This window comes from Buchnera aphidicola (Mindarus japonicus), from assembly GCF_039393905.1.
In the GTDB taxonomy this organism is placed as follows: Bacteria; Pseudomonadota; Gammaproteobacteria; order Enterobacterales; family Enterobacteriaceae; genus Buchnera_A; species Buchnera_A aphidicola_B.
In genome coordinates, this window is sequence record NZ_CP135030.1 from 65,679 (window position 1) to 79,426 (window position 13,748).

Annotated in this window: 14 protein-coding genes and 3 tRNA genes; 8 read left to right on the plus strand and 9 right to left on the minus strand. The window is 20.8% G+C overall.

Annotation, left to right across the window (positions count from 1 at the left end; genetic code table 11):
* Nucleotides 1–2: 2 nt before the first annotated feature.
* The 3 genes from ptsI to cysK all read right to left on the minus strand — a co-directional run bounded on the left by ptsI (nucleotide 3) and on the right by cysK (nucleotide 3,106).
* A complete protein-coding gene (ptsI, locus tag RJT65_RS00310) occupies nucleotides 3–1,721 on the minus strand; it encodes a phosphoenolpyruvate-protein phosphotransferase PtsI (RefSeq protein ID WP_343152844.1) in 1,719 nt (572 codons plus the stop codon).
* Between the two features lie 86 nt (nucleotides 1,722–1,807).
* Nucleotides 1,808–2,068 carry an HPr family phosphocarrier protein gene (locus RJT65_RS00315; RefSeq protein WP_343152848.1) on the minus strand — a complete coding sequence of 87 codons (261 nt, stop codon included), beginning with the start codon at nucleotides 2,066–2,068 and terminating at the stop codon, nucleotides 1,808–1,810.
* Between the two features lie 99 nt (nucleotides 2,069–2,167).
* The gene (cysK, locus tag RJT65_RS00320) at nucleotides 2,168–3,106 is read right to left on the minus strand and encodes a cysteine synthase A (protein ID WP_343152849.1); all 939 of its coding nucleotides are present in this window, start codon (nucleotides 3,104–3,106) and stop codon (nucleotides 2,168–2,170) included.
* Nucleotides 3,107–3,621: 515 nt separating this feature from the next.
* Between cysK and ligA the strand changes: the two genes are divergently transcribed.
* The gene (ligA, locus tag RJT65_RS00325) at nucleotides 3,622–5,613 is read left to right on the plus strand and encodes an NAD-dependent DNA ligase LigA (protein WP_343153196.1); all 1,992 of its coding nucleotides are present in this window, start codon (nucleotides 3,622–3,624) and stop codon (nucleotides 5,611–5,613) included.
* A gap of 7 nt (nucleotides 5,614–5,620) precedes the next feature.
* Here ligA and RJT65_RS00330 read toward each other — a convergent pair.
* Both RJT65_RS00330 and RJT65_RS00335 read right to left on the minus strand, forming a co-directional pair.
* Nucleotides 5,621–5,693, minus strand: a tRNA-Lys gene (locus tag RJT65_RS00330).
* Nucleotides 5,694–5,729: 36 nt separating this feature from the next.
* Nucleotides 5,730–5,802: transfer RNA gene (locus RJT65_RS00335), tRNA-Val, on the minus strand.
* A 134-nt stretch (nucleotides 5,803–5,936) separates the two neighbouring features.
* Here RJT65_RS00335 and gltX point away from each other — a divergent pair.
* On the plus strand, nucleotides 5,937–7,340 hold the full coding sequence (gene gltX / locus RJT65_RS00340) for a glutamate--tRNA ligase (RefSeq protein ID WP_343152851.1): 1,404 nt from the start codon (nucleotides 5,937–5,939) through the stop codon (nucleotides 7,338–7,340).
* 68 nt (nucleotides 7,341–7,408) lie between these two features.
* Nucleotides 7,409–7,482: transfer RNA gene (locus RJT65_RS00345), tRNA-Ala, on the plus strand.
* A gap of 83 nt (nucleotides 7,483–7,565) precedes the next feature.
* Here the strand turns inward: RJT65_RS00345 and RJT65_RS00350 are convergent.
* Nucleotides 7,566–7,862, minus strand: a complete 297-nt coding sequence (locus RJT65_RS00350; protein ID WP_343152852.1) for a flagellar hook-basal body complex protein FliE — start codon at nucleotides 7,860–7,862, stop codon at nucleotides 7,566–7,568.
* A 183-nt stretch (nucleotides 7,863–8,045) separates the two neighbouring features.
* Here RJT65_RS00350 and fliF point away from each other — a divergent pair, with 183 nt between their 5' ends.
* The 5 genes from fliF to RJT65_RS00375 all read left to right on the plus strand — a co-directional run bounded on the left by fliF (nucleotide 8,046) and on the right by RJT65_RS00375 (nucleotide 12,438).
* Nucleotides 8,046–9,596 carry a flagellar basal-body MS-ring/collar protein FliF gene (gene fliF, locus RJT65_RS00355; RefSeq protein WP_343152854.1) on the plus strand — a complete coding sequence of 517 codons (1,551 nt, stop codon included), beginning with the start codon at nucleotides 8,046–8,048 and terminating at the stop codon, nucleotides 9,594–9,596.
* A 652-nt stretch (nucleotides 9,597–10,248) separates the two neighbouring features.
* On the plus strand, nucleotides 10,249–10,602 hold the full coding sequence (locus RJT65_RS00360) for a flagellar biosynthetic protein FliO (RefSeq protein ID WP_343152856.1): 354 nt from the start codon (nucleotides 10,249–10,251) through the stop codon (nucleotides 10,600–10,602).
* On the plus strand, nucleotides 10,586–11,359 hold the full coding sequence (fliP, locus tag RJT65_RS00365; protein ID WP_343152858.1) for a flagellar type III secretion system pore protein FliP: 774 nt from the start codon (nucleotides 10,586–10,588) through the stop codon (nucleotides 11,357–11,359). The genes RJT65_RS00360 and fliP overlap by 17 nt, the downstream gene beginning before the upstream one ends.
* 51 nt (nucleotides 11,360–11,410) lie before the next feature.
* Complete coding sequence (gene fliQ, locus RJT65_RS00370; protein WP_343152861.1) at nucleotides 11,411–11,677, plus strand: flagellar biosynthesis protein FliQ; 267 nt, start codon at nucleotides 11,411–11,413, stop codon at nucleotides 11,675–11,677.
* 2 nt (nucleotides 11,678–11,679) lie between these two features.
* A complete protein-coding gene (locus tag RJT65_RS00375; RefSeq protein ID WP_343152862.1) occupies nucleotides 11,680–12,438 on the plus strand; it encodes a flagellar biosynthetic protein FliR in 759 nt (252 codons plus the stop codon).
* A 34-nt stretch (nucleotides 12,439–12,472) separates the two neighbouring features.
* Here the strand turns inward: RJT65_RS00375 and rpmG are convergent, their stop codons facing one another.
* From rpmG to ppa, 3 genes are all read right to left on the minus strand, one after another.
* The gene (gene rpmG / locus RJT65_RS00380) at nucleotides 12,473–12,643 is read right to left on the minus strand and encodes a 50S ribosomal protein L33 (RefSeq protein ID WP_343152864.1); all 171 of its coding nucleotides are present in this window, start codon (nucleotides 12,641–12,643) and stop codon (nucleotides 12,473–12,475) included.
* A 40-nt stretch (nucleotides 12,644–12,683) separates the two neighbouring features.
* Complete coding sequence (gene rpmB / locus RJT65_RS00385; RefSeq protein ID WP_343152865.1) at nucleotides 12,684–12,908, minus strand: 50S ribosomal protein L28; 225 nt, start codon at nucleotides 12,906–12,908, stop codon at nucleotides 12,684–12,686.
* 80 nt (nucleotides 12,909–12,988) lie between these two features.
* Nucleotides 12,989–13,528 (minus strand): inorganic diphosphatase, encoded by a 540-nt coding sequence (gene ppa, locus RJT65_RS00390; protein WP_343152867.1) that lies wholly within the window; start codon nucleotides 13,526–13,528, stop codon nucleotides 12,989–12,991.
* Nucleotides 13,529–13,748 lie beyond the last annotated feature (220 nt).

Below are 13,748 nucleotides of genomic sequence, written 5' to 3' on the forward strand. Positions count from 1 at the left end.
ATTTAAATATTTTCATTATATTGTTTAATAACTTCTATTATTTCTTTAGATGTAGATTTTTTTAATGCTAATTCAGCAATTTCAGAAGATTTTTGAAAATTAGTTTCTCTAATAATTTTTTTTATATAAGGTATTGAAATAGAGCTCATACTAAATTCATTTATTCCTATTCCTACAAGTAAAACAGTTGCATTTTTATCAGCGGCTAATTCTCCACAAATTCCTGTCCATTTTCCCTCTGAATGCGATGCATCAGTAATTTTTTTTATTAAGTTAAGAACAGATGGACTCATAGGATCATATAAATGAGAGATTAAATCGTTTCCTCTATCTACGGCTAAAGTATATTGAGTTAAGTCATTTGAACCAATACTAAAAAAATCTACTTCTTTTGCTAAATGAGAAGAAATTACTGCAGCAGCTGGAGTTTCTATCATAATTCCAATTTCTATTTTCTTATCAAATTCGTATTTTTCCTGATATAATTTTTTTTTGATAAATTTTATTTCTTCTTTAAGAAACCTTATTTCTTCTATTGAAATAATCATAGGAAACATAATCCGTATTTTTCCAAATGCTGAAGCTCTTAGTAACGCTCTCAGTTGAGTATGTAAAATATCTTTTCTATCAATTAAAATTCGAATTGCTCTCCATCCCAAAAATGGATTTTCTTCTTTTGGAAGATTCATATAAGGAATGTTTTTATCTCCTCCAATATCCATAGTTCTAATAATAACAAATTTTCCTTTCATAGAACTTGCTATAGTTTTATAGGAGTTAAATTGTTCTTCTTCAGATGGAAGGGAGTTTCTTTCCATAAATAAAAATTCTGTTCTATATAGTCCAATACATTCCGCACCGTATTTTTTTGCATTTTTAATATCTCTTATTCCGCTAATATTTGCTCCGATTTCTATTTTATGATTATCTAATGTAATAGCTGGAAATTTTTTTAATTTTAGTAATTCATTTTTTTCTAATAAAAAATTTTTTTTTCTTTTTTTAAATTCTTCTATTAGTTTAGTATGGGGGTTAATAAAAATTTCATTATTTATACTATCTAAAATTAAATAATCACCATCTTGAACTTTTTTAGTAATATCAGTTGTTCCAACGATGGCTGGTAATTCTAATGATCTTGCTATAATAGATGAATGCGAAGTTTTTCCTCCTAAATCTGTAATAAATCCAAGTATTTTCTTTATATTAATTTGAGTTGTTTCTGAAGGCGTTAAGTCTTTAGCAACTAAAATTACTTTTTCAGTAATGTTTTCTAAATCAATGATTTTAAATTTTAAAATATTTTTTATTAATCGGTTACTAATATCTTTAATATCAATAGCACGATTTTTTAAGTATTCATCGTTTAAATTTTCTAGTTCATTTTGTTGCTTTTGAAAAACTGTAAGAGCAGCAAATTCTGCTGACATATTTTTTTCTTGAATACAAGAAATAATTTCTTGTTCTAATTCTTCATCTTCAAGTAACATAATATGTCCCTCAAAAATTGATTCTTTTTCTTTTCCAAGTGATTTTCTTGTTTTTAATTTTATTTTTTTTAATTGTTTTATTGATTTTGCTCTTGCATTAATAAATTTTTTAACTTCTTTATTTAATTTTTTAGAAGAAATTTTTTTTTGATTAATAATTATTGGTTCTTCTTTTATTATTAACGCTTTACCAAGAGCAATTCCTGGAGATGCTATAATACCCGAAATCATAATATTACCTTTAATATGATGATAGCTTGTTATTTTTAGGAATTGAAATTTAATATTTTAAAAATTCTATTTTAGAAAAGTAAAAATTATTCTTTTAAGGCAGTAATTAATTCTGCTAAAGATTCAACAGCTTTCTTTTCATCTTCCCCTTCAGCAGATATGTTAATTTTAGAACCTTTAACGATACCTAATGTTTGTAATTTAAATAAACTTTTTGCACTAGCACTTTTTTTATTTGTTGTTACCATAATTTTAGATTTAAATTTTTTTGCTTCTTGTACAAACTTTGCTGCTGGACGTATGTGTAATCCATGTGTTAGTAGTATTTCTACTGTCTTTTGAAACATAATTCTTTCCTTGTTAGTATTTTATTAATACTTAATGTATAAAAAAATAATTTTTATTTAAGATTCAAAATATTTGAAAAAAATGTTTTTCAGAAAAATTTATTGAAATAAAATAGTACTTAAATATCTTTCTCCAGAAGAAGGAAGAATTACTACTATTTTTTTTTCTTCATATAAAGGATTCTGGATAATTTTATGTGCGGCAGCTACAGCTGCTCCTGAAGATATACCTGCAAGAATACCTTCTTTTTTCATTAACATTTTGGAAAATTTTATAGCTTCTTCATCGCTGATTAATATAACTTTATCAATTAAATTTATATCTAAATTTTCCGGAATAAATCCAGCTCCAATACCTTGAATTTTATGTGCACTAATTGGAAATTTTTTTTTGTATTTTAAATTTGTAATAATAGGAGAATTTTTTGGTTCTACAGCTACATTTAATATTTTTTTTTCTGATTTTTTATTTAGATATCGGCTTACACCAGAAATAGTACCTCCTGTTCCAACACCGGAAATGAAAATATCTATTTTTCCTTTCATATCTTTCCAAATTTCAGGTCCTGTAGTTTTTTCATGTATTTCTGGATTAGCAGGATTTTCAAATTGTCTGGTATAAAAATATTTTTTAGGATTTAAAAATATTATTTCTTTTAGTTTTTTAATAGCCCCTTTCATACCCTGACTTCCATCAGTTAAAATTAAATTAGCTCCTAACATCTTAAGTAATTTTATTCTTTCTTTTGACATAGTTTCAGGCATGGTTAATGTTAATTTGTAATTTTTTGATGCAGCTAAGCAAGCTAAAGAAATTCCTATATTTCCGCTAGTTGCTTCTATTAAATGTTGTTTTTTTGTTAATTCTCCTATTTTTTCTGCATTGTTAATTATATTTTGACTAACTCTACATTTTACACTAAAACCAGGATTACGAGATTCTATTTTTACAAAAATGTTTCCATTTCCTATATTATTTAATTTAACGATAGGTGTATTCCCAATAGTTGAAAAATTATTCTTATATATTTTACACATAATTTTCCTTATTTAAATTTAATATTTTTAAAAAATATTTTTTTGTTAAAAAATAATATTTAGATAAAGGAACAATCTAAACAAAATTTTTTAAAAAAATATTTTTTTTTAAATCATTTATCTGATTAATATCTTTTGGTAAGGTTATTTTTTTTAAAAATAATTTACTTTTTAAAAATAAATTATTTGTTATTTAATTATGTTTAAAAAAATTTTATTTAATAAATATTTTTTATTTTCATGTTTTAAAAGCTGCTAACATTTTTTTTAAAAAAATATTAGATTAAATGTTTTAAGAATTTATTTTTTATCTAAATATCTTTTTAATTAAAAGAATATGTTAACATTAAAATAATAGAACACAAGCTGTGTACGATATAAAAATTATAATTAATATGTTAATTAAAATGATTGAACATATTTGTTGTATATTATTTTTAATATTTAATAATAATTATTATAATATGGAGCATTATGAAAAAAATTAAAAAATCTATTTCTATATTAAAAAAAAAATTACTTATTATAACTATCAATATTTTACTTTAAGTAAGTCGGTTATATCGGATATAAAATATGATTTTTTAATGAAAAAATTATGTTTTTTAGAGAAAAAATATAAGTTTTTAAAAACAAAAAATAGTGTAAGTAAAACGGTAGGAGGTCCACTGTTAATAGGGTATAAACCTATTAAACATATTGTACCTATGCTTTCATTAGATAATGTTTATTCTAAAAAAGAATATTCATTATTTGATCAAAAAGTAAGAAATACTTTAAAAAGTAGAAATGAAAAAATTCTTTTTTGTTGTGAATTAAAATTAGATGGTTTAGCATTAAATATTATGTATAAAAATGGAATTCTTAAATGGGCAACTACTCGGGGAAATGGAGAATATGGAGAAGATGTTACAAAAAATGTAAAAAAAATTAAATCTATACCTCAAAAGTTAATAGGGGAAAAAATTCCTAAAAAAATAGAAATAAGAGGAGAAGTATTTATTCCTTTAAAAAGTTTTTTTAATTTAAATAAAAAACTGTTATTAAATAATCAAAAAGTTTTTTCTAATCCAAGAAACGTAGCTGCTGGCTCCCTAAGACAAAGTGATCCTAATATTGTTTCAGAAAGAAATTTAATGTTTTTGTGTTATGGTTATGGAACATACGAAGGTGAAAATAATAACAGAACACATTATGATCAGCTAAAATTATTTGAAACTTGGGGAATTCCTATTAACAAATTGAAATTATATTCGAAAGTTTCAGAAATTTTTTCTTTTTATGACAATATTTATAAAAAAAGAAATTTATTAGATTTTCAAATTGACGGAATTGTGATTAAAGTCAATTCTTTAGAATTACAATATTTATTAGGAAATAATAGAAAATTTCCAAAATGGGCTATAGCTTTTAAATTTCTTTCGGAAAGACAACAAACTACATTAATAGGAGTTGATTTTAAAGTAGGAAGAACAGGTGTAATTACTCCTGTAGCAAGAATAAAGCCTGTTTATTTATCAAACGCATTAATTAAGAGTGTTTCTTTATATAATGAAAATCAAATTAAAAAATTTAATTTACATATAAATGATCAAATTATAGTTTGTCGTTCTGGGGATGTCATACCAAAAATAATAGATGTTTTTCCAAAATATAGAGAGTCTAATTATAAAAAAGTAATTTTTCCTAAAAAATGTCCAGCTTGTAGTTCAAGAATTAATAAATTTAATAAAAATAGTATTTCATTTTGTACAGCAGGATTAAAATGTTTTATCCAATTTAAAAAATCTATTTTTCATTTTTTTTCAAAAGAAGCATTAAACGTTAGTGGTTTAGGGTATAAAACTATAGAAATTTTAATTCATTCTAATATTGTCAAAAATATTTCAGATTTTTATGTTCTAGATTTTAATAAATTATCGAAGATAAAAAAATTTGGAAAACAATCAGCTAATAAGCTTATTCAAAATATACTAAAATCAAAAAAAACGACTTTATCCCGTTTTTTATATGGTTTAGGGATATTAGATGTCGGAGTAGTTATTGCAAAAAATATTTCTTTTCATTATAAAGATATTAATAAGATAATGTGTTCTTCTTTAGAAGAACTAATATCTATAAAAAATATAGGAAAAGAAATTTCTGTAAATGTATATAATTTTATGCAAAAAGAAAAAAATAGAAATTTAATTTTTGATTTATTAAAACATATATCATTTTTCAAAAATGAAAATATTGAAAGTACAAATAAAGAAAAATATAAGAATTCTATTTTTTTTCAAAAAAATATAGTTCTTACAGGAAAATTTAATATAAATAAAAGAACTTGGATAGAAAAAAAGTTAATTTCTTTAGGAGCTGAAGTGAATAAAACTTTATCCAAAAAAACTGATTTTTTAATTTTTGGGGAAAAACCTGGAAAAAAAATTATCCAATCCAAAATAATGAATATTAAAGTAATTAATGAAAACCAATTATCTTTAGAGATAAAGAAGTATTTTAAATAATATTTTTTGGGTCGTGCAGGATTTGAACCTGCGACCAATTGATTAAAAGTCAACTGCTCTACCAACTGAGCTAACGACCCTATATTGAAAAGTAAATTTGATAGTTTTAAAGAATATAGGTGATGACAGAATCGAACTGCCGACTTCCTCCGTGTAAAGGAGGCGCTCTACCAACTGAGCTAATCACCCAATATAACTATTATAAATGCAAAAAAAATTGAGTCAATGATTATTTGAAATATAATATTTTTTATTAAGTAAAGTAATATTAAAAATTAATTTTTTTTTTAGAAATAAAAAATTTTATAAAACAGAAGGTTTATATGAAAGTAAGAACAAGATTTGCTCCAAGCCCAACAGGTTTTTTACATATTGGAGGAGCTAGAACAGCTTTATATTCTTGGTTATTTGCAAAAAAATATAAAGGATCATTTATTTTAAGAATAGAAGATACTGATATTAAACGTTTATCATCAAATGCAGTTAAATCAATTATTGATAGTTTAAAATGGCTAGGTATAACTTGGGATGAAGGTCCTTTTTTTCAAATAGATAAATTATCTTATTATCAAAATATTATTCGATCTATGATTTCTAATGGTCAAGCATATAAATGTTATTGTTCAAAAGAACGACTAGAAAATATTAGAAAATTACAAATATCAAAAAATAAAAAACCTAAGTATGATAGAAAATGTAGGAAAAATAAAATTTTTTATAAAAAAAATCAATCTTATGTGGTTAGATTTAAAAATCCTTTAAAAGGTTCTGTAATTGTTAAAGATCAAATAAGGGGGAATATAATATTTCAAAATAAAGAGTTAGATGATCTTGTTATTCAAAGAGAGGATGGTCTTCCAACATATAATTTTTGTGTTGTGATAGATGATCGAGATATGAATATTACCCATATAATTAGAGGGGAGGATCACATTAATAATACTCCTCGTCAAATTAATATTATGAATTCATTAGGAATAAATATTCCTTCATACGCTCATTTATCTTTGATAGTTGATGAAAAAGGAAAAAAAATTTCAAAAAGAAATAATTTAGTGGACGTTATGTCGTATCATAAAAAAGGATATTTACCAGAAGCATTATTAAATTATATGTTTAGATTAGGTTGGTCTAATGGAAATAGAGAAATTTTTTCAATAGAAGAAGTAAAAGAGGTTTTTGATTTAAAAGATATTAGTTCTTCTTCTAGTATGTTTGATATGGAGAAATTATCTTGGTATAACCGATATTATATGAAAAAAATTTCAATAGATCGGCTAGTTCTTCTTTTAAAAAATCAATTTCTAATTATGAATATAAATATAAAATTTGGACCTGATTTAAAGGAATTAATTAAATTATTAAGATTTAGATTTAGCACTGTTAAAGATATGGCTAACGAATGTAAAATTTTTTACAAAGAAAATATTATTTTAAAAGATTTAAATAAACAATATATTCATTTAAATACTAACGCAGTAGTATTTTGTTTTTATAAAAAAATAAAAAATATTAAAAGTTGGGATATTGAAAGTATTTCTTTTGCTTTAAAAAAGGTTGTAGAAAAATTTAAAATTAATTTTAAAGAATTAGCAATTCCTTTAAGAATAATTTTAACAGGAAAAGAAAATTTTTTTTCTATTAATACGATAGTTTTTCTTTTAGGGAAAGATGTAGTTTTATTAAGAATTAAAAAAGGGTTGAATTGGATTTCTGGAACTATTTAATTTTTTTTTTAAAAATATTTTTTTAATTAAATGTTTTTTATATGAGAGCAATATAATTGTAATCGGGGGGGGCTATAGCTCAATAGGGTAGAGCGTTTGCATGGCATGCAAAAGGTTATCGGTTCAATTCCGTTTAGCTCCAAAATTATTAAAATTTTTTATTAAAGTAATTTTTTGAAAATAAAAAAACTATTACTTAAGCTTTATTTTTCATTTTTTTAGTTTTTATAATTGTAAATTCATAATTTCTTGGTAAACTGAAATTAATTTATTTGCTAAGCGCATAGCAGTTTGAATAGAGAGTTCAGAATTTTCTAATTTAATAATAGAATTTTTAAAAGATAAATTATCTTCTTTATTTTTTGATAAATTAGTTTTATTTTGTTTATTAATATTAATTTTCGTATTTTTTTTTGGAGTTAATATAATAAATTTTTTTGAATTATCAGTTTCCTTTATTTTTAAATTTTCTATTTTTTTATTGTAAATTTTTTCACAATTGTTAATTGTATTGATAAACATTTTTTTCTTATTTTTTAAAATTTTTTTTTATTTGTATAGATTATAAATGATAAATTTGAACTTTCAAGAAAAATACTTTTTTTTAAAAAAAATAAAAAAAATTTTTAAAAAAGAAATTTATTTTTAATTTTTTAAAATAATTTAAAAAAATAAACAAAATAAATTAGCAGTAGGATAATTTTTATGAATGTAAATTATATTGAAAATATATATGAAAAAGTTATAAAAAAAATAAAATTTTTTTTAAAAAATTCTATTAGTAATTTTAAAATTTTATTTTTTGTTATTTTTATAATAATTTCCGGAATAATTTTTTTTTCTTTATGGGAAAATTCTGCAGAATATTCTTTATTATATACTAACTTATCAAATGAAGAAAAAAAAATCATTGTAAAAAAGTTGGAAAATTTGAAGATTCCTTATCAATTTGTAAAAAATTCTAATAGTTTGTTAGTTCCTACAGAAAAAATAAATAATTTACATCATTTAGCGTTAAATAAATCTTTTATAAAAAAACCAGAGATAGGATTTGAATTATTAGATAGTCAAAAGTTTGGAATTAGTCAATTTAATGAAAAAATTAATTATCAGAGAGCGTTAGAAGGTGAGCTTTCTCGTACCATTCAAAGATTAATTTTAGTCAATGATGCTAGAGTACATATAGCATGGCCTCCTAAATCTTCTTTATTTATGGAAGAAAAAAAAGATCCTTCAGCTTCAGTTTTTTTAGAAGTTAAGCCTAATACTTTTTTAAATTCAGAACAAATAGTTGGTATTAAAAATTTAGTTTCAAATAGCGTTATAGGTTTATCAGTAGATAAAGTAGTGGTATTAAATCAATTCGGGAAATTATTAGATGAGTCTACTGCTGAGCTAAATTTTTCTAATGATATTAGAAATAAATATATTTCAAGAATAGAATCTCAGTATAAAGAGAAGGTTAAAACTCTTTTACAACCTATTTTTGGAAATGAAAATATAAAAGTAGAAGTAACAGCTCAAATAAATTTTAATGAAAAAGAAAAAACAGACGAAATTTATCATCCAAATGGAAATAAAAAAAATCAATCGATTAGATCAAAAGATATTTCAATTAATGAAGAAGCCTTTTCAGCTTATTTAAATATTTTAAAAAATCAAATTTTGTTATTAAAAAATTTTAAAAAAAATATATTTGATAAAAATAATCTAGAAAAAAATATTGATTTTTTTAAAAAAAATAATAATGACCACATTAGTTTTTTAAATATTCATGATTTTAATAATAAAACTAAAAATTATGAATTAAATCATACTGTTTCACATACGAAAATTAATTCCGGGGAAATTAAAAAATTATCTGTAGGAATAGTTATAAATGATTTAAAAAATAAATTTAATAAAAATAAATCGATTTCTAATACTGATTTAAATAAAATAAAAAAAATGATTAAAGGAGCTATAGGATATTCCTCAAAACGAGGTGATCAAATTAAGATCATTAATACTAGATTTTTAGAAAATAGTTCTAATCAACCAAAAATAATTGTTAACTCTATCAATGGGTTTAATTTTTTTATAGAATATAAAAAAATAGTATATATATTTTCTTTTTTATTTTTAATTATTCTATTTGGAATGTTTTTTTATAAAAAAAATTATTTTTTTTTAAAAAGAAAATTTTTTAAAAATAATTCTTTAATTTTAAATGAAAAAAATAAAAAAATAAATAAGAAATTTTTAAATAAAAACTAAATCTTTTTTGTATTTGAAATACATTTATTTTTTAAAAAAAATTTATGTAATATAAAAATTAATATTAAATAACTGTTTAAGTAAAAAAAATATTTTTAGTAAAAAAATATTTTTTGAATTTTATAAATTAAACAAAGACTATTATTAATAATAATTATTATATTTAGTTTAAAATATTTTAAAATTTTTAATGATAGTTTTTTTTAAAAATTTAAAATTTTTTAATAAATAATATTTTATAAATATATTTTCATTTAAAATTTTACAGCAAAGATTAATATCTATATTATTAAGTGACTTTTTTATATAAGGAGAAAATTAAATACATAATAAATATGTTTATACATATTTTTTAAAAAAAATTTTAAATAAATATTTAAAAAATTAAGTTTTAAAATTAAATTTTTATTTTTTAAAAGTAAAAATTTATTTAAATTTAATAAATTTTTTTGTAAGTTAACTTTTTTATTTATAAAAAAAAATATGGATATAATAAAATTATTAAAAAAGTTTTTTTGTAACAAAAAAAACTTTTTTAATAATTTAATAATATTTATATTGAAAAAAATATTTTTAATTATTAAAACATAATTAATAATTTAAAGTTGAAACATTTTAATTAAATTAAGGAAGTATATTAGGTAAATTATTTATGCATGAAATAATGAAATGTTTAAGCATGTATGCTGTTTTTTTAAAAGAAATTTTTTTTGAACATAAAAATTTTTTATTAATATTAATATTAATAAGTTTTTTTTCACTTGTTTTTTTTATTTTTAAAAAAATAAAAATATTCAAATTTGAGAAAAACAAACATGTGAAAATTATTTCTAAAACTTTTATAGATTTAAATAACTACATATTAATTATTGAATTTCATCAAATAGTTTTAATATTAGGTATAACTAAAAACAATATAACATGTTTGCATAAAATCTTACCTGAATACAGAATATATAATAAAAATTTATCTGTTAAAGGTGATAAAAATGTTACAAAAAAGTAGTAGTTATTTTTTTAGAAGATTTAATTTCTTCTCATTATTCTATTTTTTTTCTTTATTTTTTTCATCATCAGTTTATGGAAATAATTCAAATGTTACTATAGACAATATTTTAAATAATAATAACGAATATTTTTCATCCTCTATAAAAATAATCATATTTATAGCATTATTAACATTTATTCCAGCTGTTTTATTAATGATGACGAGTTTTACTAGAATAGTTATTGTTTTTAGTTTACTAAGAAACGCTTTGGGAATACCTTTTTCTCCATCTAATCAAATAATAGTAGGTCTTTCTTTATTTCTAACATTTTTCATTATGTCACCTGTATTTAATCAAGCATATAAAGAAGCATATCTTCCTTTTGTTGAAAATAAAATTTCAATAAAAAAAACTATTAATAAAAGTATATATCCTTTTAAAAAATTTATGTTGAATCAAGTAAAAGAATCTGATCTTATAGCATTTTCTAATATTTCTCATAAATTTGCATTTAAAAAAAAAGAAGATGTTCCTATGAATATTTTGTTACCATCTTTTATTACAAGTGAATTAAAAACTGCTTTTCAAATAGGATTTACTATTTTTATTCCCTTTGTAATTATAGATTTAGTAGTAGCAAGTGTTTTAATGTCATTAGGAATGATGATGGTACCTCCATCAACTATTGCTCTTCCTCTTAAGTTAATGCTTTTTGTTTTAGTTGACGGATGGAAATTACTAGTTTTTTCATTAGCAAATAGTTTTTATATGTAATTATTATTTTTTTTTAATTAAAAATATTATAAAAGATAAAAAAGGAATTGTATGTCTTCTCAGTATATTTCTTTAATTTTTCATGAAGCTTTAAAAGTAATTTTAATGTTATCTTTACCACTATTATTAGTATCATTAATAACAGGCTTAATTGTTGGAGTTTTTCAGGCTGTAACACAAATTAATGAACAAACTTTATCTTTTATTCCTAAAATGTTTGCAGTTATCATTACTTTAATTATCTTAGGACCTTGGATGCTTAGAATAATAAAAGATTACATGTATTTTTTATTTAATAATTTTCAGCTGAATAATTAAAAATGTTAGAAAATTATTCCTTATATGAATTATTAAAAGAATTAAATTTTTTTATTTATTCTTTAGTGAGAATTTTTTCATTTATAATTATTGTTCCAATTTTAGGTAATAAGGTTATTAATTATAAAATTAAATTATTATTTTCAATATTAATTAGCTGTTGTTTAGAAAGCAATACATTTAATTTAAACTTTTCATTATTTTCATCGAAAGGAATTTTAATTCTAATAGAACAAATTCTAATCGGAATGATAATGGGATATTTTATTGTTTTAATTTTTTCAATTTCTAGAATAGCAGGAGAAATAATAAGCGTGCAAATGGGATTATCTTTCTCTGCTATATTTGATTTAAATTCTCGTTTGAATAGTTTAGTTCTTTCAAGATTAATTAGTTTATTTACAAACTTTTTATTTCTTTCACTTAATGGACATTTAATTGTATTACAAATTATTATTAGAAGTTTTCAAATTCTTCCTATACAAAATATTTTTTTTGAAAAGAAAATATTTTTTAATTTAGTTATTTTTTTTAATGTAGTTTTATTACAAAGTATAATGTTTATATTTCCTATTTTAATAAGTTTATTACTAATAAATATTATTATTTCTTTTTTAAATCGTATTTGTTCTCAACTATCTATTTTTTCAATTGGAATTCCAACTACATTAATAGTAGGAATTATAATGTTGTATAACTTTATTCCAATAGCATCTTTAGTATATAAAACATTTTTTTTTAATCTATTGAATCAATTATAGTGTTTTAATTTTTTTTTAAATTTAATAATAAAAATTATTTTTTTATTTTTTTTTCGATATATAAGACATGTTTTTTAATTTTTGGATCATATTTTTTTAATTCTAATTTTTTTGGTTTTGATCTTTTATTTTTCGTAGTAGTATAATAATGACCAGATCCACTAGATGAAACTAGTTTTATTTTTTCTCTAACTTTTTTAGCCATAGATTCTCCACAATTTTTTATATTTTATTTTCTTTAAAATTTATACTTTTTTTTCTTTTTTTAAAAAATATGATATTCCTTTTTTATCAATTAAACGAATAGCTTTAGTTGAAACTTTTAATTTTATAAATTTTCTTTTTTCACTAATCCAAAATCTATGTATTTGTAAATTTGGAAAAAATTTTCTTTTAGTTGCATTCATTGCATGAGAACGATTGTTTCCTGACATTGGTTTTTTTCCAGTAATTTTGCAAATCTGAGACATTTTAAAGTTTCCTAAATAAAAATAGATAATAATTAAAAAAATGATTTTGAATATAAAAAATAAATAATTATATGTATATTTTATATAGACAAAATTTCTTTTTTTCGTTTTAAACAGGATAAAATTTCTTTTTTTGCTGCTTTATAATCACACCATTCGATATTCTTAACCCATTTTTTCGGCTCAAGATCTTTGTAATGTGAGAAAAAATGTACAATTTCTGATTTTAATGTTTTTGAAAGATCATTTATATTTTTAATATCTGTATATATATTACTAATTTTTTTCTCAGGAACAGCAATAACTTTATTATCTTCTCCAGATTCATCAATCATTTTTAATAAACCTATAGGACGACATAAAATTACCGATCCTGGTAAAATAGGATGTGGTGATGGTACTAAAGCGTCTAGAGGGTCTCCATCTTGAGATTCTGTTTTATTTATATATCCATAATTGCAAGGATAAAACATTGGAGTTGAAATAAAACGATCTACAAATAAAACCCCAGTTTTTTTATCAACTTCATATTTTATAGGAGTTGAATTGGAAGATATTTCAATAATAACATAAATATTTTCAGGAATATTTTTTCCGGAAGGAATAATGTTTAAATTCATAATTTTTTCCTAATTTTTTATTCGCATTATGAATAATATAAATATTAACTGTTTTTTATAATAGCAAAAAAAATAGAAAAAAAACAATTTTTTATTTTTTGATCTTATAAAAAATTAGTATTTTTAATATTAATCAGATTAATTTTTAAATTCTAGAATTAAAATTCTAGCACTAATAGTAAATATTTGATAAAGTTTTATTAGAAACTAAATATTTTTT

Bases quoted from the DNA above. Each gene is read 5' to 3' on its own strand.
- rpmG (WP_343152864.1), bottom strand. From the start codon at position 12,643: ATGGCTAAAAAAGTTAGAGAAAAAATAAAACTAGTTTCATCTAGTGGA.
- RJT65_RS00375 (WP_343152862.1), top strand. From the start codon at position 11,680: ATGTTAGAAAATTATTCCTTATATGAATTATTAAAAGAATTAAATTTT.
- fliP (WP_343152858.1), top strand. From the start codon at position 10,586: ATGTTACAAAAAAGTAGTAGTTATTTTTTTAGAAGATTTAATTTCTTC.
- rpmB (WP_343152865.1), bottom strand. From the start codon at position 12,908: ATGTCTCAGATTTGCAAAATTACTGGAAAAAAACCAATGTCAGGAAAC.
- RJT65_RS00350 (WP_343152852.1), bottom strand. From the start codon at position 7,862: ATGTTTATCAATACAATTAACAATTGTGAAAAAATTTACAATAAAAAA.
- RJT65_RS00360 (WP_343152856.1), top strand. From the start codon at position 10,249: ATGCATGAAATAATGAAATGTTTAAGCATGTATGCTGTTTTTTTAAAA.
- ptsI (WP_343152844.1), bottom strand. From the start codon at position 1,721: ATGATTTCGGGTATTATAGCATCTCCAGGAATTGCTCTTGGTAAAGCG.
- ppa (WP_343152867.1), bottom strand. From the start codon at position 13,528: ATGAATTTAAACATTATTCCTTCCGGAAAAAATATTCCTGAAAATATT.
- gltX (WP_343152851.1), top strand. From the start codon at position 5,937: ATGAAAGTAAGAACAAGATTTGCTCCAAGCCCAACAGGTTTTTTACAT.
- RJT65_RS00315 (WP_343152848.1), bottom strand. From the start codon at position 2,068: ATGTTTCAAAAGACAGTAGAAATACTACTAACACATGGATTACACATA.
- fliQ (WP_343152861.1), top strand. From the start codon at position 11,411: ATGTCTTCTCAGTATATTTCTTTAATTTTTCATGAAGCTTTAAAAGTA.
- fliF (WP_343152854.1), top strand. From the start codon at position 8,046: ATGAATGTAAATTATATTGAAAATATATATGAAAAAGTTATAAAAAAA.
- cysK (WP_343152849.1), bottom strand. From the start codon at position 3,106: ATGTGTAAAATATATAAGAATAATTTTTCAACTATTGGGAATACACCT.